Source organism: Mesorhizobium abyssinicae (assembly GCF_049887195.1).
Classification (GTDB): domain Bacteria; phylum Pseudomonadota; class Alphaproteobacteria; order Rhizobiales; family Rhizobiaceae; genus Mesorhizobium; species Mesorhizobium abyssinicae.
In genome coordinates this window covers 1-598 of sequence record NZ_JARAKC010000113.1, presented here as the reverse complement: position 1 = coordinate 598, position 598 = coordinate 1, and the positions used below count along the sequence as shown (strand labels likewise).

The window sequence follows — 598 nt, the reverse complement described above, 5'->3', positions numbered from 1 at the left end:
CTAGAGCACGTCCTGTTTAATCTGGTTCATAACCGGCTGCTTTGAAGTAGTTGGCGCATTCGTTCGGCGTGAACAGGTCGAGGACCGTGCCGACGGCGTTCCAAAGCGCGGCGATTGTCCGTTCGGCCTTTGCGCGCAGAAGTGCCTTGAGCTTGGCAAAGGCATTCTCGATGGGATTGAAATCGGGACTGTAGGGCGGCAGGTAGAGCAGGCTCGCGCCGACGGCCTCGATCGCGTCGCGCACGCCTGCGGCCTTATGGGCAGGCAGGTTGTCCATTACGACGACGTCGCCGGGCCGCAGGGTCGGAACCAGGACCTGCTCCACATAGGCCAGGAACACGGTGCCATTCATGGCGCCGTCGTAGACGAAGGGCGCGGTCATGCCCGTCAGTCGCAGCGCGCCGGTGAAGGTCGTGGTTTTCCAGTGGCCGTGCGGCACGCCTGCCCGGCAGCGCTCGCCGCGCGGTGCCCTTCCGCGCAGGCGTGCCATCTTGGTCGACAGTCCGGTTTCATCGATGAACACCAGCTTCGCCGGATCGAGATCGAGCTGGCCATCGAACCAGTCCCGACGACGCTTCAGGATGTCGGGACGGTCCTG

General features: G+C 63.9%; 1 protein-coding gene. It reads right to left on the bottom strand.

Annotated elements, in window-relative coordinates; genetic code table 11:
- Positions 1–16 precede the first annotated feature (16 nt).
- The coding region (locus PU724_RS33870; RefSeq protein ID WP_426213845.1) for an IS630 family transposase at positions 17–598 on the bottom strand (582 nt) is incomplete at its 5' end.